This window comes from Ramlibacter sp. Leaf400, assembly GCF_001424545.1.
In the GTDB taxonomy this organism is placed as follows: domain Bacteria; phylum Pseudomonadota; class Gammaproteobacteria; order Burkholderiales; family Burkholderiaceae_C; genus Ramlibacter.
Map to the genome: position 1 here is coordinate 27,976 of NZ_LMQL01000013.1, position 16,367 is coordinate 44,342.

Genomic DNA, 16,367 nt, shown 5'->3' on the forward strand with positions numbered 1-16,367 from the left:
CAATGCCGCGTGAGCACGACCGCCGCCGCCCTGCCCTGGCTCTGGATCCCGATCGTCCTGTGGGCGGCGCTGGCGCAGACCGCGCGCAACGCGGCCCAGCGCTCGCTGGTCGCGCAGGCCGGCACGCTGGGCGCGACCCTGGCGCGTTTCCTCTACGGCCTGCCGTTCGCCGCCGCCTGGGTGCTGCTGCTGCACGCGCTGCCGGGCACCGCCTCGCCGGTGCCGCACTTCACCCTGGGCTGGGCCGGCTGGCTGCTGCTGGGGGCGGTGAGCCAGCTGGCCGCCACCGCCTTCCTGCTGGCCGCGATGAAGCAGCGCAGCTTCGTCGTCGGCGTGGCCTTCTCCAAGACCGACGCGCTGCAGGTCGCGCTGTTCGCCACTCTGTTCCTGCGCGAACTGCCGGGCTGGGCCACGCTGCTGGCGATCGGCCTGGCCACGGCCGGCGTGGTGCTGCTGTCGATGCCGGTGAAGGGATCGGCGGCGGTCGACTGGACCGGCGGCGCGGCGCTCTGGGGCCTGGCCTCGGGCGCGGGCTTCGCGCTGTCCGCGGTGGGTTACCGCGGCGCGGCCCTGGCCTTGCCGGAAGCTTCACCCTGGATGGCGGGAGCCTGGGGCGTGCTGTGCGCGCAGGCGGTGCAGACGCTGCTGCTCGGCGGCTGGCTGGCCTGGCGCTCGCGCGAGTCGCTGCGCGCCATCGTGTCGGCCTGGCGCGTGTCCACCGCAGCGGGCGCGATGGGGGCGCTGGCGTCGATCGGCTGGTTCACCGCCTTCGCGTTGACCACCGCGGCCAACGTGCGCACGCTGGGTCTGGCCGAGGTGGTGTTCAGCTACCTGGTGTCGCACCGCTTCCTGCGGGAGAAGCTCGCGCCGCGGGAAAGCCTGGGGCTCGCGCTGGTGGTCGCGGGGCTGCTGGCGATGTTCGCTACGTTGTGAAAGGGGGAGGACAGAACACAGAGGCACAGAGGCACAGAGGGAAGACAGAAATCTTTTGAAGGGAGGCCCTTCTCAATTTTTTTTCTTCCCCCTCTGTGCCTCTGTGCCTCTGTGTTCTGTCCCCTCGGCGCCAATCCCAACAGCCGGGCTGCCGGCCGGCGGCGGCGCGTCCACGCCCCACGACAGCGGTCGGCGGGCTCCTACAGCTTCAGCCGTCGGCCTGAAAAACACTGGCTAGCCGTCCGCGCGGCTCGCATCGTGCAAGAACCTCAATTCCGCACCCTCCTGTACCGGTACTTCTTCTTCGGCTGGCTGTTCAAGGACGTCACCCGCGGCACCCTGTTCGAGCGCGCGGCCGCCTGGCGCCACAACCGCGAACAGGCCCGCTGGCTGCCGCTCTACCTGCGCCGTTGGATGTGGTGGGGGCTGTTCTGCTACGGCCTGGGCGGCGTGGTGGAGATCCTGCTGGAATCGCCGGTGCTGTCCATGCTGTTCTACGTGCCCAGCGCCCTCAGCGTGCCGATCGCCGCGGTGACCTTGGCGGCCTGGATCGGCCTGAAGGCCCTGCCCGGGCCGCTGTGAAAACGCCGCCGCGCGTTGCACGCGGCGGCTTCGGGCATCAGAGCCTGCTCAGGTCGGTGACCGCGTCGACCACCATCGAGGTGCCCACCGCGATCAGCAGGATGTCGGCCGCGACCCGCACGTACTTGTGGCCCACGGGCGCCGGCGGCAGCTGCACCAGCACCGGCTGCGGCACCGGGTAGTAGACGACCGCCGTCGGCAGCGGCTGGCCCACGTGGTACTTCTTGGCATGCCCCGGGGGCATGCAGCCGTTGTTCTTCTTGGCCAGGCCGGGCGGGCAGCCCTTGGCGCCGCCGTAATGCTCGACGTAGTACACGCGCACGGCACGGCGGTCGTCATCGTCGAAGTAGCGGCCGACGCGCGCCTCGCGGTGCTCCTTCTTGTGCTTGTGCTTGTGGGCGTGCTTGCCACCGTGATCGTCGTCGTGGTCCTTGCCCTTGTGCTTGTGCCCGCCACCACCGCCGGCCCAGTCGGGCTTCTCCGCCATGGCGGCCGGGCTGCCGAAGCCCAGGGCCAGGGCCGTCAGCAGGCCCATGCACAGAACCTTGTTGTTGCGTTGTTTCATCGCTTCCTCCAGGGGATGGGAACCTCCCAACGCGACTGTGGCCCGTCAGTGGACCCGCTGAGCAACGCGACGGCAAAAATTTGTGAGCAAAAGCAGCACAAATGCCGCTAAAACGCGCCTAAACGGCGGCCAGGGCGGGGGCTACAGCCGTCCGGGTCAGGCCCAGGCGCTCCGGCGAAACGTACTGCTGGCGGTAGGTCTCGAACGGCATGGAGTCGCGCGCCTCGATGTCGCGCTGCTCCTGCATCGACTGCTGGCTCAGCGCGTCGAAGCGTGCCTGCTGCGCGGTGCTGAACGGCAGCGACAGCAGCTTCTGGTGCGTCTGCACCGACTGCGCGCGGGTGAACGCGGTGAAGGAATTGCCGTGGTCGCGACCCATCACTTCGAGCACGCGGGCCGAGGGCAGCATGGTCGGCGCGTCCAGCATGGAGCGGGCGGCGCGCACCGCATCGCCGTGGTCGCTGGTGCCGTGCACGGCGTCCAGCGCGGCGGCGGCCGGACCGAAGGCGTCGAGCAGCTCGGCGCCCCATTCGGCCAGCGCGATGTCGCCGCGGCCGCGCTCCAGGCGCAGGCCGGGCTGGCGGCCGAAAGCGGCGGTGCGGTGCTGGTTGCGCCCGATCTGCGCGATCTCGGCCGGCGTGTCCGGCGGGCTGTCGGCCAGCAGGCAGTGAAGCAGGAAGACGTCCAGGAAGCGCAGCGTGGTCGCCTTGATGCCCACGGGCACGAAGGGGTCCAGGTCGAGCAGCCGCACCTCGACGTATTCGACGCCGCGGTCGCGCAGCGCATGCAGCGGCCGCTCGCCGGGCAGGATCACGCGCTTGGGACGGATGGTCCCGTAGAACTCGTTCTCGATCTGCAGCAGGCTGGTGGCCAGCTGGTTGTATTCGCCGCCCGGGTTGACGATGCCGATGGCCTCGTACGCCGGATACGGCCGGGTCAGCGCCTCCTGCAGCGAGGCCGCGTAGCCGTCCAGCCCGTTGTAGCTGACGGCCAGGCTGGCCTGCGCATCGCTCTGGTAACCCAGGCGGCCCATGCGCAGCGAAGTCCCGTAGGGCATGTACATGGTGCCCTCGCCCAGCGGCTGCAGGTCGTGCTGGCGGCCGGCCACGAAGGACGAACATACGGCCGGCGACGCGCCGAACAGGTACAGCAGCAGGAAGGCGTGGCGGCGGAAGTTGCGGATGAGCGCGAAGTACTGGTCGCTGCCCACGCCCGGCATCGACCAGTTGTAGTGGATGCCCGAGATGGTCTGCATGCGCCGGCCGTAGCGGTGCGCCAGGCCCATGCGGTAGACGCTCTTGGCGCGCCCGACGTTGGACGAGCCGTAGCGCCCGATCGGGATGGTTTCGTCGGCCGGCAGGTTGCACGGCATGCTGGACACCCACAGCATCTCGTCGCCGAGCGCGCGCACCGTGTACTGGTGGATGCGCAGCAGCTCCTCCAGGCAGGTCTCGGGCGTGGCGTGCACGCCGGTGATCAGCTCCAGCTGGGATTCGCTGTAGTCGGTGGTGATGTTCGGGTGCGTCAGGGCCGAGCCCAGCGCGGCCGGATGCGGGGTGAGCGCCAGCGCGCCGGTGGCGGCCGCCCGCAGGCTTTCCTTCTCGATGCCGCGCCGGATGCCCCGGAGCCGCTCGGTGGCGATCTGGTTCAGGGCGTCTTGCAGTCGGCTCATGGAAATCGGTCTTGCCCTCGGGAACAGGGCGCCGACGGTAACACCTTTGGGCAAAGCCTGCAGCGCGCCGGGAATCGCGGTTTCGGGGTAGGGCAGCCCATGCGTGGGCCCTCGATCAGGGCCCTTCGCGGGGCTCCGCGAGGCGGTTGCGGGCATAGGCCTGCGCATGCATCCGCACGCAGACCGGGTGCCTGCGGAACTCCGCCGTCGCGCACTGGAAGGCCGTGCAGAGCTCGCGCGCGAAGGCCAGTTCGTTGCTGCAACTGGAGGCGGGCGATTCGGGTTGGGACGGGCGCGAGCGAAGCGCCGTGCGCTGGCGGTCCGGCGCGCCGTGTGGAGGGGATGCGGTGGCAACCTTGCTTTTCACCGTCGATCGCGGTTCGCTCCGGACCCGGGGCGCCGGCTCCGGCGCCGGTTCGGGTTCGAGCTCTACCTGCGCAGGCTGCGCGACAGCCGCGGGCTCGACCTGCTCCACGACAGGCGCGAGCACGGGGGGCTGCATGCTCGATGCAACGACCACCAGCGGCTGCTGTTGTTGCTGCTGCAGTTGCGTCGCGACGAGGGCTGCAGGAGCGTCGACACGCGTCGGACCGCTGCCGAGCACGACCACGGCCAGCACGACAGCCGCCGCGCACCCCGTCCCACCCAGCCATCCCGCCGCAAGGCGGATCCGGTGCCGGCGGGCGTGCGGCCTCGCGCGGCCCCCAGCGGCAGGCCGGACAGAGCGAACCCAGGTCGGCGTGCCGATCGCCGCCTCCAGGGCGGACTGGAATGCGGCGGCCTCCTGGTAGCGCGTTCCGGGCTCCTGCGCCAGGGCCCGCTGGAAGACGGCATCCAGCCCGATCGGCAGGTCCGGTCGCGCCGCGCGGGCCGGCCACATCGGTCCAGCCACCTCAAGTGCGGCCGCCACGTCCCGGCCTGACCGGAACGGCACCGAACCGGTCATCAGCTCGTAGACCACGACCGCGGCCGAGTAGAGGTCCGCGCGGTGGTCCACCGGTTCGCCCACGATCTGCTCCGGCGCGCTGTAGGGCGGCACGTCGAAAGGAGAGTGCCGGCAGGTGCCGTCCGCTTCGAGGTCGGCCCAGCCGAAGCCGGTGATCTTCAAGCGCCCGCTGCGGTTGACCAGCAGGTGCTGCGGGTCGATCGAGCCGTGCACCAGGCCCTGGCCGTGGGCGTACTCCAGGGCGGACAGCAGCTGCGAGGCCAGCGCCAGTCCCTGGAACACCGGGAGCCGGCCCACGCGCGCCAGGTACTGCGCCAGGCTTTCGCCCTCGACGTAATCCATGGCGACGAAGGGCGTCCCCTCGTCCCATCCGCACTCGTGCACCGCGACGATGTTGGGGTGCTGGGGCCCGTCGCCCGCCCGGACGCTGGTGCGCAGGTCCGTGAGCCGGTCGGCGCCGCGCGGGGTGAGCGCGGGGAACGTCCTGAGCGTCAGCCGTTCCTCGAGGACCGGATCGAAAGCTTCGTACACGGTCCCGTTCGCGTCGCTCCCGACGATGCGGAGCAGCTGGAAGGGGCCCAGCGTGTCTTGCGGCTCGCTCGGCCTCATCCTGTGGAGCTCCCTAGGCGAATGACCAGTGCGTGCATCGAAGCTCATGGTCGGACTTCCCATGCATCTGGGCTGTAGGACGGCGGAGGTTCTCGACGTGCGGCACCTGCGGCGCGGCAAGGCTTTCGCACTTTCCGTACATTCGTCGCCATGAGTTCTCCAGAGCTGGTCGTCCTCCACGAGCATCCCGAATGGCAGAAGCCGCTCTTCTGCGCGCTCGACAAGCGCGGCGTGGCGTACGCGCCGTTCGACGTCACGAGCGCCGCGTTCGACAACGTCGAGCGGCCCGCGGCGAAGCTGTACTTCAACCAGGCCAGCCCCAGCGCCTACCTGCGCGGCAACACGCGGGCGGTGCCGCTGGCCCTGGCCTACCTGCGCACGCTGGAGCAGCTCGGGGCCCGCGTCCTGAACGGCGCCGACGTCTTCGCGCTCGAACTGAGCAAGAGCATGCAGGCGGCCCTGCTGCAGGCCCTGGGCATCGACACGCCGAGGTCCATCACCTTCAACGACCCCGCTGCCCTGCGCCGCCATGCGGACCGGATCACCTGGCCCGCCGTGCTCAAGCCCGACCAGGGCGGCAGCGGCGCCCGCATCCAGGTGGTGGATTCGATCGGGCAGGTCGAGGAGATCTTCCGGCGCGATCCCTCGGTGTGGCTGCCGGACAACCTGTTCCTGCTGCAGGAGTACCTGCCCCATGACCCGGAGCAGGGCATCGTGCGCATGGAGTTCCTGGGCGGCGAGCTGCTGTACGCGATGCGCGTGAAGACGCATGGCCGCTTCAACCTGTGCCCGTCACCGGTCTGCAACCCGGACGATGGCGAGGGCGTCTGCGAGGTCACGCCGCAGCAGGAGGACGCGCCGCCGGTGGAGTTCCACCCGTATCCCGAGGTGCCCCGCGAAGCCGTCGACACGGCGCTGCGCATCGTGCGCGCGGCGCGCCTGGACGTCGGCGGGATCGAGTACCTGGAAACGCCGGACGGCCGGCGCGTCTTCTACGACGTCAACGCCAACTCCAACCTGCGGCCGTCGGTGGCGCAGGCGTTCGGCTTCGACCCCTTCGAGCGTGTCGTCGATTTCCTGGTCGTGCAACTGCGGGCCGGTGGGGATTCGAGACGAGGCTAGGGACCGGCCCCTAGGAAAAACGGCGCGGTTAGGTGTCCGGCTCTACGGCCGATTCGGACAATGGGCCATCTCTTCCTGACGAGGTCCAACAATGAACGACAACATCACCACCACCGCCGCCCAGGTCGTCGAAGCCTTCGGTGTCACCGCCCACGGCGCCATCGACGCGTACCGCGCCGGCGGCGAGCGCCTGGGCCGCTTCGCGGCCGAGCGCTGGGACATCGCCTTCGAGCAGGCCCGTCCCCGCCTGTCGGCCGAGACGCGCCGCAACGCCGCCAACGCCCGCAAGGTGTTCGCCCGCTACTACCGCCAGGGCCTGCAGCTGTCCAGCAGCGGCGCCGGTACTGCCGTCGACACGCTGGTGCAGGCGGCCGACGGCGCGCTGGCCCGCGCCCGCGCCCGCGCCTGATCGATCGCCTGCCACCCCGGTGGCAGAATCGCCCGACGAAAGCACGACAGGAGACACCATGGCGATCAGCGTTCCCATCCGCATGGGCTACGAGCTCGAGGTCAAGGCCAAGGCCGCCGAGGTGTTCGAGGTGCTGTCGGACGTTCCGACGTCGGTGGCGTTCTTTCCCAAGGTGGACAAGCTCACCGACCTGGGCGACGGCGTCTACAAGTGGGAGATGGAGAAGGTGGGCACCGCGCAGGTGAACATCCAGACCGTCTACGCCAGCAAGTACACCAGCAGCAAGGCCAAGGGCACGGTCACCTGGAAGCCGGTGCCGGGCGTGGGCAACGCCCTGGTGGGCGGCGACTGGAAGATCACCGACAACAGGAAGTCCACCCACCTCGCGCTCAACATCGAGGGCGAGATCAACGTGCCCCTGCCCGGCCTGATGAAGATGGTGGTCGCGCCCGTGGTCGAGGGCGAGTTCGAGAAGCTGGTCGAGAAGTACCTGGCCAACCTGGCCAAGCGGTTCGGCGGCGAGGTCTGAGCGCGTCGCAGGACGCGGACCCCCGCCCCTCGCGCGAAATCAGTCGCGCGCCAGCACCTTCGCCAGCCAGGCATCGAGGTCCTGGACCTCCTCCATGCAGACCGAGTGCGCCATCGGGTACTCGTGCCAACTCACGTCGTAGCCCAGGCCGCGCAGCAATGCGCAGGATTCGCGCCCGCGATCGGGCACCACCACGTTGTCGTAGCTGCCGTGCGCCATGAAGACGGGCGTGAGCGCATTGGCCGCGCTGCGCTCGGCCTCGATGCTGGCCGCCAGCGGCAGGTAGCCCGACAGGCCCACGATGCCAGCCAGGCGCTCGGCGTGGCGAAGCCCCGTGAGCAATGCCATCGCGCTGCCCTGCGAGAAGCCGGCCAGCACGATGCGCGAAGCGGCAATACCGCGCGACTTCTCCCGCGCCAGCAGCGCCTCGACCGCGGCCAGCGAGGCCCGCAGCCCGGCCTCGTCCTCGCGCTTGGTCAACTCGGTGCCCAGGATGTCGTACCAGGCACGCATCCGGTAGCCGTTGTTGATGGTCACCGGCATCACCGGCGCATGCGGGAAGACGAAGCGGATCGGCCCGGCGCCCTCGAGCCGCATCTGCTCGACGATCGGCACGAAATCGTTGCCGTCGGCGCCCAGGCCATGCAGCCAGATGACGCAGGACTGGGGCTGCGGTGCGGTCTCGATTTCGATGGTGTCGAGCAGGCTCATGCGAGGCGGAAGGGTCGTCTGAAGGAAGGGGCCGCCATTGTCCTACACCCCTCGCACGGCTGCGTCGCCAAACTGGCCGCAACACAAGCGTGAAAGGAACATGCACATGCAGGTTCAGGTGAACACCAGCAACGGCATCGAGAACAAGGACAGCCTGGAGCGCTGGGCCAACGAATACCTCAACGAATCGCTGTCACGCTTCCGCCAGGACGTCAACCGCGTCGAGGTGCAACTGAGGGACAACAACAGCAAGCGGGGCGGGCCGGACAAGCGCTGCACGCTGGAGGCGCGCATCGCCGGCTACGACATGGTGGCGGCCTCGCACGATGCGCCGTCGCAGGACGAAGCCTTCCGCGGCGCGACCCAGAAGCTGATCAACCTCCTGGACCACACGCTGGGCAAGCTCGACCGCCACCAGCACCGCGACCGCGACACCATCCGCCGCGACACGACCTCGACCGAAGTCGAGTAGCCCGCCGCTCCCCCGGTTCGAGACCGGCGCGCTGTAGCGCCGCGTGCTGCTGCCTGTCGCACGGTCCTTGGGTAGGATGCCCGCCTTCAACCTGCAATGGAGGCGAGGCCATGGCCATGGACGTGATCGACTACGAGATCCGCGGCGCGGAAATGCAGTTCGTCGAGGTGGAGCTCGACCCGGGCGAGGCGGCCATCGGCGAGGCCGGCAGCATGATGTTCATGGACGCCGGCATCGCGATGGACACGGTGTTCGGCGACGGCAGCGCGCAGCAGGGCGGCTTCTTCGGCAAGCTGATGGGCGCGGGCAAGCGGCTGGTGACGGGTGAGTCGCTGTTCACCACGGTCTACAGCAACAACTCGGCCGGCAAGCAGCGCGTGGCGTTCGCCGCGCCCTACCCCGGCAAGATCCTGCCGATGGACCTGCGCCAGCTCGGCGGCACGCTGATCTGCCAGAAGGATGCCTTCCTGTGCGCCGCGCGCGGCGTGTCGCTGGGGATCGCGCTGCAGCAGCGGCTGTCGACGGGCTTCTTCGGCGGCGAGGGCTTCATCATGCAGAAGCTCGACGGCGACGGCCTGGCTTTCGTGCACGCCGGTGGCACCGTGGTGCGGCGCGAGCTGCAGGCCGGCCAGACCCTGCTGGTGGATACCGGCTGCGTGGTCGCCTACACGCCCGGCTGCAGCTTCGAGATCCAGTACGTGGGCAAGATCAAGACGGCGCTGTTCGGCGGCGAGGGGCTGTTCTTCGCCAGGCTGGCCGGGCCGGGCACGATCTGGCTGCAAAGCCTGCCGTTCTCGCGGCTGGCTTCGCGCGTGTTCGCCGCGGCGCCGCAACGGGGCGGCTCGCGCGAAGAGGGCTCGGTGCTGGGCGGCCTCGGGGCGGGTGGGCTGCTGGGCGGCGTGCTCGGCGGCGGGGACGACGAGTGACCTGATCAGTCGGCGGGGCCGTTGCCCCGCCACACCGGGCCGTGGTAGCCCATGAAGGCGGCGGCTCCGTCCGTGGCGCGGCCACCTTGCTCGGATGCACCCAGGCTGCGCGGGGCGCTGCTGGCGCAGCCGGAGAGCGCGGCGGAGGCGATGAGCGCGAGGAAGATCTTTCGCATGGGTGTCACCGTAGCGCGGGCCGCCAGGGCCTCGCGTAGGAGCAGGGCGGCGCTCGCAGTGCGCGCCCACCGCCGCGTGCGGGGGTGCTGCGTGCTCAACCGTGACCGGGGGCTCAACACAAGGTCGCGCACCACGCGTATATTGATTTCGCGCCGGACGACGCGAGCCGGCGTTCCCTTTCACAACCGCGTACAAGGAGCCCGAAGATGAACCTGAAGAAGATGACTTGCCGTGGCCTGGTGGTGTCGATGCTCGCGCTGTCGTTCCAGACCGCCGGCGCCGGCATGATCGGTGCGGAGCAGGCCACCCCCGGTACGGCGCAGACCGACCGTTCGATGGTGCTCGAAGTGCTGGCCCGCGCGGAGACCTCTTCGCAGCTCGAGGCCCTGGGCGTGGACCCGCGCCAGGCACGCGATCGCGTGGCCGCGATGAACGACCAGGAGGTCACGCAACTCGCCTCCGACATCCGCCAGGCTCCCGCGGGTGCCGACGGCGGCACGCTGCTCGCCGTGCTGGTGATCGCGGCTGCGGTCTGGTATTTCATGTTCCGCCGTTGATGCACGGAGCCGGATGACCGGCATGCGACGCTCCGAAGCCCGCCTTGCGCGGGCTCCGTTTTTTGCTCCGTTCCGGGCGTGGCGAGCCGCGCTGGCCCTCGTGCTCGCGCTCGCCGCGGCGGGCTGCGCGCAGATGGTGCCGCAGACCGTGGCCCTGCGCAGCGGCTGGCCCTCGGGCGTGCCGCAGACGCACGAGATCGAGGCGGTCCCTTTCTTCCCCCAGGACGACTACCAGTGCGGCCCGGCCGCGCTCGCGACCGTTCTGGCCTTCAGCGGCGTGCCCATCACGCCCGAGCCGCTGGTCTCGCAGGTCTACGTGCCGGCGCGCCGCGGCAGCCTGCAGCTGGAGATGCTGGCGGCCGCGCGCCGCCACGGCCGCGTCTCGTACGTCATCGCGCCGCGCTACGGCGACCTGCTGCGCGAGGTGGCCGCCGGCAATCCCGTGCTGGTGCTGCAGGACGTGGGCACGCTGGCGCAGCAGTGGCACTACGCGGTGGTCAACGGCTTCGACTACCCGAGCGGCACGATCTACCTGCGATCGGGCACCACCAAGCGGCTGGAGATGCCCTTCACCGCCTTCGAGCGCACCTGGATGAAGAGCGGCTACTGGGCCATGGTGGCCACGCCGCCCGACCGCATCCCGGCCACCGCCACCGAGGACGCCTGGGTCAGCGCCGTGCTCGCGCTGGCCCGCGTGGCCGACGGCGAGAGGGTGATGACGGCCTTCGCGACCGCGCTGCGCCGCTGGCCCGAGAACCTGGCCTCGGCCATCGGCCTGGCCAACCAGCTGCATGCGCGCGGGTCGCTGCCGCAGGCGACCGCCGTGCTGCGCGAGGCGCGGCGGCGCCACCCGAACTCGGCCATCGTCGCCAACAACCTGGCGCAGCTGCTGTCCGACCAGGGCCAGCAGCGCGAGGCCCTGGCGCTCATCGAGCAGGCCGCGGCCGACCCGGCCAACCCGTTCGCCTCCGAGATCCGCAGCACGCGCGAGACCATCGTCGAGCGCATGAAGCGCGGCGCCAGCACGGCCCGGTGAGCCGGCGCACGGACGGCGGGTCCGGACGCGCGCCTACAGGACCACGGGCAGCCTGCCTGCGGCCCGCGCGGGCCGCGCTCACCACACTGCGCATGTGCCCGCCGGGTGCCGCGCCACGAGACAGGTATCGGTCTTCCGCTATCGAAAGCGAAACGAACGAACATTGTCCAGCGGCCACGGTGGGCCATTGCCTTGGCCTCCCCGACTGCCGTCGCGTCCGGTTGCGCGACGCGCCCGCCTCCCCTCCCCCTGCCGCGTCCGAAGCGCCCACGCGCGGTGATTGCGTTGGCGCACCGTCCGCGGCGTGTTCCGCCTACAGGCGCCGGGGTCGGCGCTGCCTACGCTGGATGGACCGACCCACCTCGCGGGAGCTCCAAAATGAACCGGCACTCCGTTCGATTCCTCGCGCTGATCGCCATGGCGCTGGCGGCCCTCAGTGCCCACGTGCGTGCCGCCGCCGGGCCGCTGGCGGAGCCGGAAGCGACCCGGGTGCGGGAGGTGATCGTCGCCCAGCTGTCGGCACTGGCGCTCGACGATGCCGACAAGGCCTTCGAGACCGCCACCCCGGCGGTGCGCGCCGCGATCGGCAGTTCCAACCGCTTCCTGGCGATGGTGCGCGGCGCCTACCCGATGGTGTACCGGCCCGCGATCGTGAACTTCCACAAGCCCGAAGAAGAAGACGGCAGCGTGCTGCAGCTGGTCGAGATCAAGGACGGCAACGACAAGTCCTGGCTGGCCCTGTTCGCGCTCGAGCGGCAGCCTGACAGCAGCTGGCGCATCAGCGGCTGCGTGGTGGCCGAGAACCACTGGCAGTCGATCTGACGGGTCGCCGTCGCTGAAAGCAAAAAGCCGGGCGCTGCCCGGCTTTTTTCCGTCTTGCCTGCGGTCAAAGCTGCAGGAACAGCTCGCGAGCCGGCTGCGTCTCCGGCAGCACGTACACCACGCCGCGGCGCGAGCCCAGGAGCGGCTCGATCACGTCCAGGTAGAAAGCCGTCGGCACCACCACGCAGCCCAGCGACACGCGGCGCTCGTGCGGCTGCGACGACTCCAGCCGGGCGGATCGCACCTGGTGGCCCCGGCCGGGCCGCAGCCGGTGCAGCGCCAGGGCCGCGCCGTAGTCGAGCCAGACCACGCGCTCGCCGTCGAGGTTGCGCCCGGGCTGGGTGAGGTAGCGCCCCGCCGGCGTGGTGCGGTCTTCGGCCGTGAGCTCGCCGGTCTGCGCCCGCTCGCCCACGCCCGGCATGCTGTCGTCGCCCAGCGCCGAGCCGAGCAGCACCGGCGTGGCGGCCAGGAGGCGCCCGCTGCCTTCGAACACGAACAGCCGGGCCGCCTTCTTGTCGACGATGAGGTAGGGCCGGCCGGCGGCGTCGTCGGTTTCACCGACCCACTGCGCGACTTCGCGCGCATCCGGCGACGGCTGCTGCCTCTCGAAGTCCGCATCCAGCCGGCCCGCCGTGGCGGTGCACGCGACGACCATGGCCGCGCACAGCGCCGCGGCCCTGCTCTTCCATTGCATCCGAGTCCCCGTTTCCCGCCTGCGGGCGGGCTTTGTGATCGAGCCGTCCTGGCGGCGGCTCAGCTTGGGGCAATGCTAGCGGCGACCTGTGGCCGCGAGCCTCGGGAGTCAGGTGATGGATGGGTTCCGGCGCGGGCCCGTGCGCAATTTCACGCGGGTGCGGTGCGCGTGCCGCGCCAGCGGGATGCGACGTCGTAGGAGCCGAATTGCTGCTGCGGCGAGCGGGTTTCGGGCAGCACGTAGACCACCGCCCCGGTGCCACGCACGGCCGGCAGCAGCGAGCCTTCGTAGAAGGCCACGGGCAGGTTGATGCAGCCGAAGGAGATGCGGTTGTCGTCCGGATCCTCGGAGGCCAGGCGCTCGAGGCGGCGCTCGGCCTTCACCTTGGCGCGCACCCGGTGCATGGACACCGCCAGGTCGTACGAGACCCAGACGATGTCCTCGCCCTGGGTGTTGACGCCGGGTTCGGCCACGAAGCGGCCGGCCGGGGTGGTCTTTTCCTCGTGCTGGATTTCCGACAGCGGCTTCTCGCCGATGCCGGGCACGGAGTCGTCGCCGACGGCGGCGCCGATCAGGGCAGGAGTCTGCGCGACCAGCGCGCCCTGGGGATCGAACAGCCAGACTCGTGCCTGCTGCTTGTCGATGATGACGAACGAGCGGCCACCGGCATCGCCGGAGTCCAGGGCCCAGTCGGCCACGTGGCGCACGCCGGGGCTGGGCTGCTCGCCGGCAAAGGAGGCGAAGCGCGGCAGGTGCGGCGCGGACTTGAGCTGCGGCCCGGACTTGGGTACGGCCTGCGGCGCCTGGGCCTGGCCCCACCACCAGCCGACGCCGGCCGATCCGCACAAAAGAGCGGCCACCAGCGCGGCACGCCAGGCATTGCGCGGTTTCGCGCGCGGCTCAGGCTCCGGGGTGGGTTCCGATGAGGGGGACCGGGGAAATCGCATGCGGATCGGATTGTCTCAATGAAAAAGGCGGGCCCGCGGGCCCGCCTCCTGGGGTGTGGCGGGCGAGCCGCTTAGTTGCGGTCGGCGCGGGCCGCACGGCTGCCGCTCGCGTCGCTCGTGGCGCTGCTCGACGAGCCGCTGGCGCCCATGGTGCTGCCGCTGCCGCTGGGTGCCGCGGAAGACGACGAGCTGCTGGTCGAAGGCGGCGTGCTGGAAGCGGCGGAGCCCGAGGCCGGCGGGGTGGCGGTCGAGCCGCTGGCGCCCATCGTGCTGCCGCTGCTGCTCGGCGTGCTGGCCGAGGAGCTGGAGCTGCCGGTGGAGCCGCTGGCGCTCGGGGCGGCCGTGCTGGGCGACGCGCTGGAGCTGCTGGAGCTGGGCGTGCTGCTCGAGCCGGAGGCGCCCATCGTGCCGGTGGACGGGGTTGCCGGGGTCGAGGGGCTCGCGCCGCCCGCAGCCGCGCCGGAGCCGCCCGCGCTGCTGGTGCCGCTGGCCGCCGAGCCGCCGCTCGCGCTGGTGCCGCCGCCGGCGCCGGCGCTCTGGGCCATGGCGTAACTACCGAAGGCCAGGACGGCCGCGGCCGCGACCGTGGTGAGGGTGCTCTTGATCATGTCTATGCTCCTTAATTCAACTGCCCACGAGGGGTTCGGATGGGAAAGGCGCCGGCAAGTTGTTGGCGCCGGCTGGACCGAAGATTGGTCCCCCTGCACGAGCCTCGAAGTGGGTTTAGAACGGCAGGGCCTGTAGGACCGCCACTGTCACGATTTGCTGCTTCAGTAGCTCGGCGCTGGGCCCATGGGAACGGCCGCGGCAGGCTCCCAGGATTCGAATTGCAGCGCGGGGTTGGCGCACTCGCAGCCGAGCGCGAGATCGTCGTCCATCAAGGAATTGGCGGTGCGATCGCGCGCATCTTGCGCGTCGTGATCGAACGAGGCCAGCAGGTGTTGCAGCAGTCGCGCCATGGTGTCTCCCCCTCCGGGCAGTCCTTCCGCCCTGGAACCCATCATGGCCGGATGAGCCACAGCTCGACATGGGTCGGCGCCGCACGCCGAGGTAGGACGACGCCTACGCCTTGGCCTGCTGGTGCTCCGGGGGCTCGGTCTTGGAGACGCCACGGATGTTCAGCGCCGCCAGCGCCACCTGCAGCGCGATCAACGCCCAGGCGCCATCGTGCCAACCCCAGAGGCCCCACAGCACGTTGCTGCCCAGGAACACCCAGAAGCCGACGTTGCGCCGCGCCTTGAGGTTGGAGGCCACCAGCCAGGCGGCCAGGAGGCTGGCCGCCATGGCGGGCCACTGCAGCAGGTCGATCCAGTCGGGGAGTTCCATGGCGCGCAACGCTAAGGCAGGCGCGGAGCCGAGCGCGCCAGCCCCGGCCCCCGGGCCCTGTAGGACGCGTTCAAGCCGCGGCGCGGCGGCCGAACGTGCGGCGCGCAAGCGCCACGCCGCCCATCACCGCCGCACCGGCGGCGATGCCGACCACCGCGTGGGCCAGCAGCGGCAGCAGCGCCGCGGCGATGCCCGGCAGGCCCTCGGCCGCGTGTTCCACCGCGTGCTCCAGCGGCGGCACGCCGTGCGTGAGGATGCTGCCGCCCACCAGGAACATCGCCGCGGTGCCGGCCAGCGAGAGCGCCTTCATCAACAGGGGCGCGATGCGCAGGATGGCGTTGCCGACGGCGCGCCGGGCCGCGGCGCCGCTGCGGGCCATCCACAAGCCCAGGTCGTCGAGCTTCACGATGCCGGCCACCAGGCCGTAGACCCCCACCGTCATCAGCACCGCGATGCCCACCAGCACCGCCACCCGCGTGGGCAGCGGCGCGTCGGCCACGGTGCCCAGCGCGATCACGATGATCTCGGCCGAGAGGATGAAGTCGGTGCGCACGGCGCCCTTGATCTTTTCCTTCTCCAGCGCCAGCACGTCCACCGCGGGATCGGCCAGCGTGCGCTCCAGCGCCTTCACGCGGGCGTGGTCCTCGTCCTTGTGCAGGAAGCGGTGCGCGACCTTCTCGAAGCCCTCGAAGCACAGGTAGGCGCCGCCCACCATCAGCAGCGGCAGCACCGCCCAGGGCGCGATCGCGCTGATGGCCAGCGCGGCGGGCAGCAGGATCAACTTGTTCAGGGCCGAGCCCTTGGCCACCGCCCACACCACCGGCAGCTCGCGGTCGGCCGCCACGCCCGACACCTGCTGCGCGTTGAGCGCCAGGTCGTCGCCCAGTACGCCGGCCGTCTTCTTGGCCGCGACCTTGGTCAGCAGCGAGACGTCGTCCAGGATGGTGGCGATGTCGTCCAGCAGCGCGAAGAAGCTCGAGGCCATGGTCTTGTTCCGGGGAGGTGGGTGGTGTGGATGCCTATGATGATCGCCGATGGACGAGCAGGATCACGGGGCAGTGGCGGTGTGGCGGGTGACGCTGGGGGTGGGCGGCCCCACGTTCGACGCGCCCGAGGACCAGCCGCTGATGCGATCGGCCGAGGCCGCGGGCTGGCCGATGGCCAGCTCGTGCCGGAACGGCACCTGCCGCACCTGCATGCAGCGGATGCTCTCGGGCGAGGTGCGCTACAGGATCGACTGGCCCGGCGTGCTCGCGGAGGAAAGGCGCGAAGGCTGGGTGCTGCCCTGCGTGGCGCACCCGGCGGCCGACATCGTGCTGGAGTGAGGCGGCC

22 protein-coding genes are annotated in these 16,367 nt (G+C 70.8%); 12 read left to right on the forward strand and 10 right to left on the reverse strand.

The annotated features are described in order from the left end of the window. Positions 1–9: 9 nt before the first annotated feature. Both ASG30_RS18625 and ASG30_RS18630 read left to right on the forward strand, forming a co-directional pair. Entirely contained in the window at positions 10–933 is a 924-nt protein-coding gene (locus ASG30_RS18625; protein WP_055900319.1) for a DMT family transporter, read from the forward strand. Positions 934–1,191: 258 nt separating this feature from the next. Then, entirely contained in the window at positions 1,192–1,515 is a 324-nt protein-coding gene (locus ASG30_RS18630) for a hypothetical protein (RefSeq protein ID WP_055900322.1), read from the forward strand. Positions 1,516–1,552: 37 nt separating this feature from the next. Here ASG30_RS18630 and ASG30_RS18635 read toward each other — a convergent pair whose 3' ends face one another. The 3 genes from ASG30_RS18635 to ASG30_RS18645 form a co-directional block, all read right to left on the reverse strand. Further along, complete coding sequence (locus tag ASG30_RS18635; protein WP_055900325.1) at positions 1,553–2,080, reverse strand: hypothetical protein; 528 nt, start codon at positions 2,078–2,080, stop codon at positions 1,553–1,555. A gap of 118 nt (positions 2,081–2,198) precedes the next feature. Beyond that, positions 2,199–3,752: a glutamate--cysteine ligase gene (gshA, locus tag ASG30_RS18640; RefSeq protein WP_055900328.1), complete on the reverse strand. Its 1,554-nt coding sequence runs from the start codon at positions 3,750–3,752 to the stop codon at positions 2,199–2,201. A 115-nt stretch (positions 3,753–3,867) separates the two neighbouring features. After that, positions 3,868–5,307 carry a serine/threonine-protein kinase gene (locus ASG30_RS18645; protein ID WP_055900330.1) on the reverse strand — a complete coding sequence of 480 codons (1,440 nt, stop codon included), beginning with the start codon at positions 5,305–5,307 and terminating at the stop codon, positions 3,868–3,870. A 150-nt stretch (positions 5,308–5,457) separates the two neighbouring features. Between ASG30_RS18645 and ASG30_RS18650 the strand changes: the two genes are divergently transcribed. The 3 genes from ASG30_RS18650 (at position 5,458) to ASG30_RS18660 (ending at position 7,367) form a co-directional block, all read left to right on the forward strand. Beyond that, positions 5,458–6,429: an ATP-grasp domain-containing protein gene (locus tag ASG30_RS18650; RefSeq protein WP_055900333.1), complete on the forward strand. Its 972-nt coding sequence runs from the start codon at positions 5,458–5,460 to the stop codon at positions 6,427–6,429. 91 nt (positions 6,430–6,520) lie between these two features. Further along, positions 6,521–6,838 carry a hypothetical protein gene (locus tag ASG30_RS18655; RefSeq protein WP_055900335.1) on the forward strand — a complete coding sequence of 106 codons (318 nt, stop codon included), beginning with the start codon at positions 6,521–6,523 and terminating at the stop codon, positions 6,836–6,838. A 58-nt stretch (positions 6,839–6,896) separates the two neighbouring features. Beyond that, complete coding sequence (locus tag ASG30_RS18660) at positions 6,897–7,367, forward strand: SRPBCC family protein (RefSeq protein WP_055900340.1); 471 nt, start codon at positions 6,897–6,899, stop codon at positions 7,365–7,367. Positions 7,368–7,406: 39 nt separating this feature from the next. Here ASG30_RS18660 and ASG30_RS18665 read toward each other — a convergent pair whose 3' ends face one another. Further along, positions 7,407–8,078: an alpha/beta hydrolase gene (locus ASG30_RS18665; protein ID WP_055900343.1), complete on the reverse strand. Its 672-nt coding sequence runs from the start codon at positions 8,076–8,078 to the stop codon at positions 7,407–7,409. Positions 8,079–8,184: 106 nt separating this feature from the next. On the opposite strand from ASG30_RS18665, the gene ASG30_RS18670 reads away from it, so the two are divergent. Beyond that, a complete protein-coding gene (locus ASG30_RS18670; protein WP_055900346.1) occupies positions 8,185–8,550 on the forward strand; it encodes an HPF/RaiA family ribosome-associated protein in 366 nt (121 codons plus the stop codon). Positions 8,551–8,660: 110 nt separating this feature from the next. Beyond that, complete coding sequence (locus ASG30_RS18675; RefSeq protein ID WP_055900349.1) at positions 8,661–9,476, forward strand: TIGR00266 family protein; 816 nt, start codon at positions 8,661–8,663, stop codon at positions 9,474–9,476. Between the two features lie 5 nt (positions 9,477–9,481). Here the strand turns inward: ASG30_RS18675 and ASG30_RS22700 are convergent, their stop codons facing one another. Then, on the reverse strand, positions 9,482–9,652 hold the full coding sequence (locus ASG30_RS22700; RefSeq protein WP_156385620.1) for a lipoprotein: 171 nt from the start codon (positions 9,650–9,652) through the stop codon (positions 9,482–9,484). Positions 9,653–9,859: 207 nt separating this feature from the next. Here ASG30_RS22700 and ASG30_RS18680 point away from each other — a divergent pair, with 207 nt between their 5' ends. From ASG30_RS18680 to ASG30_RS18690, 3 genes are all read left to right on the forward strand, one after another. After that, positions 9,860–10,210 carry a PA2779 family protein gene (locus ASG30_RS18680; protein ID WP_055900354.1) on the forward strand — a complete coding sequence of 117 codons (351 nt, stop codon included), beginning with the start codon at positions 9,860–9,862 and terminating at the stop codon, positions 10,208–10,210. Between the two features lie 100 nt (positions 10,211–10,310). Then, the gene (locus ASG30_RS18685; RefSeq protein ID WP_055900358.1) at positions 10,311–11,246 is read left to right on the forward strand and encodes a PA2778 family cysteine peptidase; all 936 of its coding nucleotides are present in this window, start codon (positions 10,311–10,313) and stop codon (positions 11,244–11,246) included. 378 nt (positions 11,247–11,624) lie between these two features. Next, a complete protein-coding gene (locus tag ASG30_RS18690) occupies positions 11,625–12,068 on the forward strand; it encodes a DUF4864 domain-containing protein (protein ID WP_055900362.1) in 444 nt (147 codons plus the stop codon). Positions 12,069–12,132: 64 nt separating this feature from the next. Here the strand turns inward: ASG30_RS18690 and ASG30_RS18695 are convergent, their stop codons facing one another. Further along, on the reverse strand, positions 12,133–12,762 hold the full coding sequence (locus ASG30_RS18695) for a L,D-transpeptidase (RefSeq protein ID WP_055900365.1): 630 nt from the start codon (positions 12,760–12,762) through the stop codon (positions 12,133–12,135). A gap of 149 nt (positions 12,763–12,911) precedes the next feature. After that, positions 12,912–13,622 (reverse strand): hypothetical protein, encoded by a 711-nt coding sequence (locus ASG30_RS18700; protein WP_055900368.1) that lies wholly within the window; start codon positions 13,620–13,622, stop codon positions 12,912–12,914. Positions 13,623–13,784: 162 nt separating this feature from the next. Here ASG30_RS18700 and ASG30_RS18705 point away from each other — a divergent pair, with 162 nt between their 5' ends. After that, positions 13,785–14,261, forward strand: coding sequence for a hypothetical protein (locus ASG30_RS18705; protein WP_156385622.1), 477 nt, complete (start codon positions 13,785–13,787; stop codon positions 14,259–14,261). A gap of 218 nt (positions 14,262–14,479) precedes the next feature. On the opposite strand, the gene ASG30_RS18710 is transcribed toward ASG30_RS18705, so the two are convergent. The 3 genes from ASG30_RS18710 to ASG30_RS18720 form a co-directional block, all read right to left on the reverse strand. Further along, the gene (locus ASG30_RS18710; RefSeq protein ID WP_055900373.1) at positions 14,480–14,668 is read right to left on the reverse strand and encodes a hypothetical protein; all 189 of its coding nucleotides are present in this window, start codon (positions 14,666–14,668) and stop codon (positions 14,480–14,482) included. Between the two features lie 103 nt (positions 14,669–14,771). Then, entirely contained in the window at positions 14,772–15,035 is a 264-nt protein-coding gene (locus tag ASG30_RS18715; RefSeq protein ID WP_055900376.1) for a hypothetical protein, read from the reverse strand. A gap of 70 nt (positions 15,036–15,105) precedes the next feature. Then, positions 15,106–16,020 carry a DUF808 domain-containing protein gene (locus ASG30_RS18720; protein ID WP_055900380.1) on the reverse strand — a complete coding sequence of 305 codons (915 nt, stop codon included), beginning with the start codon at positions 16,018–16,020 and terminating at the stop codon, positions 15,106–15,108. A 49-nt stretch (positions 16,021–16,069) separates the two neighbouring features. Here ASG30_RS18720 and ASG30_RS18725 point away from each other — a divergent pair, with 49 nt between their 5' ends. Beyond that, positions 16,070–16,360 carry a 2Fe-2S iron-sulfur cluster-binding protein gene (locus ASG30_RS18725; RefSeq protein WP_082522201.1) on the forward strand — a complete coding sequence of 97 codons (291 nt, stop codon included), beginning with the start codon at positions 16,070–16,072 and terminating at the stop codon, positions 16,358–16,360. Positions 16,361–16,367 lie beyond the last annotated feature (7 nt).

What these genes read in the sequence shown, in the direction of transcription:
- ASG30_RS18635 (WP_055900325.1), bottom strand. Translation starts at nt 2,080, where the DNA reads ATGAAACAACGCAACAACAAGGTTCTGTGCATGGGCCTGCTGACGGCC.
- ASG30_RS18680 (WP_055900354.1), top strand. Translation starts at nt 9,860, where the DNA reads ATGAACCTGAAGAAGATGACTTGCCGTGGCCTGGTGGTGTCGATGCTC.
- ASG30_RS18665 (WP_055900343.1), bottom strand. Translation starts at nt 8,078, where the DNA reads ATGAGCCTGCTCGACACCATCGAAATCGAGACCGCACCGCAGCCCCAG.
- ASG30_RS18690 (WP_055900362.1), top strand. Translation starts at nt 11,625, where the DNA reads ATGAACCGGCACTCCGTTCGATTCCTCGCGCTGATCGCCATGGCGCTG.
- ASG30_RS18720 (WP_055900380.1), bottom strand. Translation starts at nt 16,020, where the DNA reads ATGGCCTCGAGCTTCTTCGCGCTGCTGGACGACATCGCCACCATCCTG.
- ASG30_RS18670 (WP_055900346.1), top strand. Translation starts at nt 8,185, where the DNA reads ATGCAGGTTCAGGTGAACACCAGCAACGGCATCGAGAACAAGGACAGC.
- ASG30_RS18655 (WP_055900335.1), top strand. Translation starts at nt 6,521, where the DNA reads ATGAACGACAACATCACCACCACCGCCGCCCAGGTCGTCGAAGCCTTC.
- ASG30_RS18710 (WP_055900373.1), bottom strand. Translation starts at nt 14,668, where the DNA reads ATGGCGCGACTGCTGCAACACCTGCTGGCCTCGTTCGATCACGACGCG.
- ASG30_RS18645 (WP_055900330.1), bottom strand. Translation starts at nt 5,307, where the DNA reads ATGAGGCCGAGCGAGCCGCAAGACACGCTGGGCCCCTTCCAGCTGCTC.
- ASG30_RS22700 (WP_156385620.1), bottom strand. Translation starts at nt 9,652, where the DNA reads ATGCGAAAGATCTTCCTCGCGCTCATCGCCTCCGCCGCGCTCTCCGGC.
- ASG30_RS18725 (WP_082522201.1), top strand. Translation starts at nt 16,070, where the DNA reads ATGGACGAGCAGGATCACGGGGCAGTGGCGGTGTGGCGGGTGACGCTG.
- ASG30_RS18660 (WP_055900340.1), top strand. Translation starts at nt 6,897, where the DNA reads ATGGCGATCAGCGTTCCCATCCGCATGGGCTACGAGCTCGAGGTCAAG.
- ASG30_RS18650 (WP_055900333.1), top strand. Translation starts at nt 5,458, where the DNA reads ATGAGTTCTCCAGAGCTGGTCGTCCTCCACGAGCATCCCGAATGGCAG.
- gshA (WP_055900328.1), bottom strand. Translation starts at nt 3,752, where the DNA reads ATGAGCCGACTGCAAGACGCCCTGAACCAGATCGCCACCGAGCGGCTC.
- ASG30_RS18695 (WP_055900365.1), bottom strand. Translation starts at nt 12,762, where the DNA reads ATGCAATGGAAGAGCAGGGCCGCGGCGCTGTGCGCGGCCATGGTCGTC.
- ASG30_RS18715 (WP_055900376.1), bottom strand. Translation starts at nt 15,035, where the DNA reads ATGGAACTCCCCGACTGGATCGACCTGCTGCAGTGGCCCGCCATGGCG.
- ASG30_RS18675 (WP_055900349.1), top strand. Translation starts at nt 8,661, where the DNA reads ATGGCCATGGACGTGATCGACTACGAGATCCGCGGCGCGGAAATGCAG.